General features: G+C 68.4%; 5 protein-coding genes. 3 read left to right on the top strand and 2 right to left on the bottom strand.

Annotated elements, in window-relative coordinates; all coding sequences use genetic code 11:
- Positions 1 to 609: phosphoribosylformylglycinamidine synthase subunit PurQ (purQ, locus tag WAW85_RS14980; RefSeq protein WP_422560387.1), on the top strand; the 609-nt coding region annotated here is incomplete at its 5' end.
- Positions 610 to 629: 20 nt separating this feature from the next.
- Positions 630 to 1,901: a M18 family aminopeptidase gene (locus WAW85_RS14975; RefSeq protein ID WP_422560386.1), complete on the top strand. Its 1,272-nt coding sequence runs from the start codon at positions 630 to 632 to the stop codon at positions 1,899 to 1,901.
- Between the two features lie 122 nt (positions 1,902 to 2,023).
- On the opposite strand, the gene WAW85_RS14970 is transcribed toward WAW85_RS14975, so the two are convergent.
- Both WAW85_RS14970 and WAW85_RS14965 read right to left on the bottom strand, forming a co-directional pair.
- Positions 2,024 to 2,959, bottom strand: coding sequence for a hypothetical protein (locus tag WAW85_RS14970; RefSeq protein WP_422560385.1), 936 nt, complete (start codon positions 2,957 to 2,959; stop codon positions 2,024 to 2,026).
- A gap of 197 nt (positions 2,960 to 3,156) precedes the next feature.
- A complete protein-coding gene (locus WAW85_RS14965; RefSeq protein WP_422560384.1) occupies positions 3,157 to 4,458 on the bottom strand; it encodes a hypothetical protein in 1,302 nt (433 codons plus the stop codon).
- A 137-nt stretch (positions 4,459 to 4,595) separates the two neighbouring features.
- Between WAW85_RS14965 and WAW85_RS14960 the strand changes: the two genes are divergently transcribed.
- Positions 4,596 to 5,048 (top strand): Clp protease N-terminal domain-containing protein (locus WAW85_RS14960; RefSeq protein ID WP_422560383.1); only part of this gene is annotated, 453 nt, incomplete at its 3' end.

The following is a 5,048-nucleotide window of genomic DNA, read 5'->3' as shown; positions in this document are numbered from 1 at the left end:
CTCGCCGGCGCCGAGGCAGTTAGCCTCTGGCACGGGGACGCCGACTTGAAGGGCGTCGACGCCGTCGTCGTTCCGGGCGGTTTCAGCTACGGCGACTACCTGCGGTGCGGGGCGATTGCCAAGTTTGCCCCGGTCATGGGCGAAGTGATCGCGGCCGCTCAGCGCGGTATGCCGGTGCTGGGCATCTGCAACGGCTTCCAGATTCTCTGCGAGGCCGGACTGCTGCCGGGTGCGCTCACCCGCAACGAGGGCTTGCACTTCATCTGCCGTGATCAGTGGCTGCGCGTGGAGAACAACCAGACCGCGTGGACCACCCGATACGAGGCTGGGGCCGACATCCTGATCCCACTCAAGTCGGGTGAGGGCCGGTACGTCGCCGCCGACCGCAAGCTTGAAGAACTCAAGGGTGAAGGCCGCATCGTCTTCACCTACGCGGGTGACAACCCGAACGGCAGCCAGCTCGACATCGCCGGTATTACGAACGAGACCGGTCGGGTCGTCGGACTGATGCCGCACCCGGAGCACTCGATCGAGGCGCTCACCGGTCCGAGTGATGACGGACTGGGCCTGTTCTACTCGGCCATCGACTCGGTGCTCGCGAGCGTCTGACGCCCGCGTCGATGCCGGACATGATCGCCACCTCCGCGTCCGCCGAGGGGCTCGGTGCGTTCATCGATGCCTCGCCCTCCCCATTCCACGTGTGCGCGACGGTGGCCGCCGAACTCGAGGCCGCTGGCTACGTGCGCCTCGACGAGACGCGGCCCTGGGCTGGCGACGTCGACGGCCGCCGGTACGTGATTCGCGGTGGTTCGCTGATCGCCTGGGACGGTGGGGATTGTGCGTCTCCGGTGCGCCCGCTGCGCATCGTCGGCGGTCACACCGACAGCCCCAACCTGCGGGTTAAACAACATCCGGATCGGCGTAGCGCCGACCTGGCGACGGTGGCGCTGGAGCCGTACGGCGGGGCATGGCTGAACTCCTGGTTGGACCGTGATCTCGGATTGTCGGGACGGCTGGCCTACGACGACGACGGTGCCGTGTCGTATGCGCTGGTGCAGATTGACGAGCCGGTGCTGCGGGTGCCGCAGTTGGCGATCCACCTGTCTGAAGATCGCAAGGGCGTGCACCTGGATCCGCAGCGCCACGTCGACGCCATCCGGGGGGTGGCCGACGCCGAGCCGCTGATCGACTGGGTCGCAGCGCGCGCCGGGCTGGCACCGGGACGCGTGCTCGGCTGGGAGCTGATGACGCACGATCTGGCGCCGTCCCAGCTGATCGGCACCGACCGCGAGCTGCTGAGCGCGCCGCGGCTGGACAACCAGGGCACGTGCTACGCCGGCCTGCGGGCGCTGCTCGACGCTGAGCGCGGCGCGCAGATCCCCATGCTGGCGCTCTTTGATCACGAGGAGGTCGGCTCTGGCTCCGAACGCGGTGCGGCGTCGGACTTCCTGGTGACCGTGTGCGAGCGGCTCGTCACCGGCCTCGGGGGCAGCCGCGAGGAGTTCTTCGCGGTGCTGGCCGCGAGTTTCCACGTCTCCGGCGATATGGCGCACGCCACCCATCCGAACTATCCGGACCGGCACGAGCCGGGCCACCGGATCGCCGTCGGGGGCGGGCCGGTGCTCAAGGTGAACCAGAATTTGCGCTACGCCTCCGACGCGATCGGTGAGGCCGAGTTCGCGCTGGCGTGTCGACGCGCCGGGGTGCCGCTGCAGCGCTACGTGCACCGCGCCGACCTGCCCTGCGGCAGCACCATCGGCCCACTCACTGCCACCCGCACCGGTGTGCGGACCGTCGACGTCGGCGCTCCGCAGCTGGCTATGCACAGCGCTCGCGAGTTGATGGGGGCCGCCGACGTCCCGATGTACTCGGCCGCCCTGCAGGCTTTCCTCGCCGGCTAGGCACACCTCTCGCGGTCGAAGTCAGCTTCTGCTGTCGGACCTGGTTCGCGCTGTCGGAATAGTCCGGCCGCGGGAACCCACTCCGGCCACGGGAAGGCGACCGTGCGGATCGACCGCGCGGATCAGTGGACGAGCCCGAAATGCTTGAGCCAGCGCTGAACCATCGGCACGACGGCACCGGATTCGAGGTCGCGCCACAGCCAGCGCACCACCATCAGGCCGAGTTCGCGGAGCTGATCCTCACGGTCCTTCTCGCGGACGACGATGTCGGTGGCGGTCTCGCCATCGCGCAGGAATTGGCGCCCGTACTTGAGGTGTCCGTCGAACTCGCCCACCAGGCGCGCCGACCAATCGAAGTCCACGCGGGCCTGGCGGGTGCGGCACTGATAGGTCCGCTGCAGTGCGGGGAGCGGCAGGTTGGCGAGAATGAACTGCGCGCGGCTCCACGATTCGCCCACCGACTCCGAGCTACCGTCGGCGACGGCCAGGGCGCGTCGCGCGACAGTGATGCCCTTGCGGCGCCGGGCGGACAGTTCGGTCGTCAACTCGTCGGCGGTGGCACCGAGTCGGAGGGCGCCGTCGAGGGCGGTGAGAGCCTGCGCGAAGCCGCCGAGGCACGCCAGGTCGACGGCGGTCCGCGCCAGCGAGGTGACCCGGATGTCGTCAATAGTCGTCGTCGTCTCGGGATCGGCGAGGCCCGCGTGAATGTGCCGCTGATGGCGCTTGTGCCCACCGCTTGTTGAGCGGCTGAGCAGGTGCACCGCGGTGAGGTCGGCTTTGAGTAGCGGTAGTCGGTGCACGGCGGCGGCAGATTGGTGGGACAACACCGGGGCTTCCTTGCCGAGGTCGGCGGTCCCGAAGGCGACGCACCGATAGCGATACCGGACATCGCCGCGTGTCGGCCCCGTGGGCAGGGACTGCGCAGGGAGGTAGGCGCCGTAGCCGAGACGGACGAGCTCGCCCGCGCTGACCTCGGTCGCCAGGTGATCGTCGGTCAGCCCGTACCGCAGGACCGTCGTGCGACGCAGGATTCCGTGTGAGTCGAGGGGAGCTTCCATGGTCCTTAGACGCACGGAACGTCGATCCGGTTCCACGCCACGCCGGGGAAGCGTGGAAGTTTCCCGGCCACGGGCGGTCGAAGTTTTGTCCCGCTGTCGGACCTCGCTCCCGCTGTCGGCATATTCCGGCCGCGGGAACGGACTCCGGCCGCGGGAACGGACTCCGGCCGCGGGAACCGAATCTGGCCGCGGGGGCCTCAGGTGGTGGTGGGCTGCAAGACGATGAGTTCGGAGCCCTGGATCAAAGCGATGTAGCCGTTGACATTGAGGACCGGACCGGCGATTTCTCGGTTCCATGCGATGGTGCCGGTTTCGGCGTTGATGGCGCTGAGCGTGTCGCCGCTGGCGAACACCGCCGTGGTCGCGTGGCTGCCCACGCAAGACATCACGTCGAGTTTGCCGTTGGGGTCGCCGGCTTCAGGGGCCGGGAGGGTGCCCAGTTCGGCGCCGTCGGCGAGGGTAAAGAAGCGGCGGGTGCGGTCTTTCATGGCGACCGCGACCAGGGTGCCGCACGGCCGCGTGTGCACCTTGGAGAGTTCCGGGTCGACCAGATTCCACCGGCCCTCACCGGTCGTCGGGTCCACCACTTCGTAGTGGCCGGAGGCGGCCATGATTTGTGTGGGACCGACGCCGGTGAGCACTGGAAGGATCGCGGCACCGCTCAGCACCGTCATACTCTCCGCGGTGCGCACCGACTGGCCGGACACCGCGCGGGCCACGCCGGTGCGCGGGTAAATCTCGACGCGCTGGCTTCCGGAGGCGGTTCGGACGGCGAGTACACCCTGCGGATACACCCGCAGGTCGCACTGCGCGCAGCTGAGGATGTCGTGACCGTTCTCCGGATCGAGGACGAATCCGCGCCCGTCGGCGCTGGTGACAGTGAGGATGTCGTCGATCACGGAGGCGGTGGCCGCTGCGGAGAAGATGCGGTTCCACACGGTACGGCCGGTCGGAGTGCGGAGGCTGGCCAGGCGCCCGCCCTGGGTGATGCGTAAGAAGTTGATCCCGACAGCGGTGACCGACACGGTGTCGTCCAGTGCGCCGGCCGGCTGGGGTGTGCCGTCCTGGTCGATCACATAGAAACCGTCGGGTCGCTTGCCGAGTTTGATAGCGCAGCCGACCTGGCGGGCGGTGTTGATCGCGCAGTCGCCGAGGCCCACGTCGACCGGTGCAGGCCAGCGCTGTACGCCGCTGCGTCCGTCGAGCAGGACTATCGAACGCCCCAAACCGTTGGGATAGGAGAGCAGCCAGTCGTCGCCGTCGCTGTCGGCCAACGCGACCGGCCCTGTTCCGTAGTCCGGCAGGTCCGCATCGCTGATCGACCACGCCGGAGCGGGCTCGCTGGAGTAATCACGCAGGGCGCCGGCCGTGCCAGGAGACGACGGTGGGCCGCCGCCCCAGAGGACGACACCGGCACTGACGAATAGGAGCAGTGCGCCGACGACGGCGACCGCGGCCATTCCCGGCCGCCGGCCGCTGGGGAAATCCGAGCGCGACATGGCGTTCAGTCTTGCACGGGAGTTCGCTCACGGCGTAGGCGGTGGGGAACATCGCTGCGCCATGCGACGTTGACTCGTACGACCACTACAGTGGACATGAATGGCTCGCTGCCGGGGCCAGCAACACAAGGAGCACAATGTTCGAACGGTTTACCGACCGCGCTCGCCGAGTCGTCGTACTCGCGCAAGAAGAAGCGCGGATGCTCAATCACAACTACATCGGCACCGAACACATCCTTCTGGGTCTGATCCACGAAGGTGAGGGCGTCGCGGCGAAGGCACTGGAGTCCCTCGGCATCTCCCTGGAGGCCGTGCGCAGCCAGGTCGAGGAGATCATCGGACAGGGCCAGCAGGCGCCGTCCGGCCACATTCCCTTCACGCCGCGCGCCAAAAAGGTGTTGGAGCTGAGTTTGCGCGAGGCGCTGCAGCTGGGCCACAACTACATCGGCACCGAGCACATCCTGCTCGGCTTGATTCGCGAGGGCGAGGGCGTTGCCGCCCAGGTCCTGGTGAAGCTGGGCGCGGACCTCAACAGCGTGCGCCAGCAGGTCATTCAGCTGCTGTCGGGCTACCAGGGCAAGGAGCCGGAG

Origin of the sequence: Gordonia sp. (in: high G+C Gram-positive bacteria) (genome assembly GCF_049299075.1) — a bacterium.
Classification (GTDB): Bacteria; Actinomycetota; Actinomycetes; order Mycobacteriales; family Mycobacteriaceae; genus Gordonia.
Note: the sequence above shows the minus strand (reverse complement) of the source record. Positions and strands in the feature narration are given on the sequence as shown.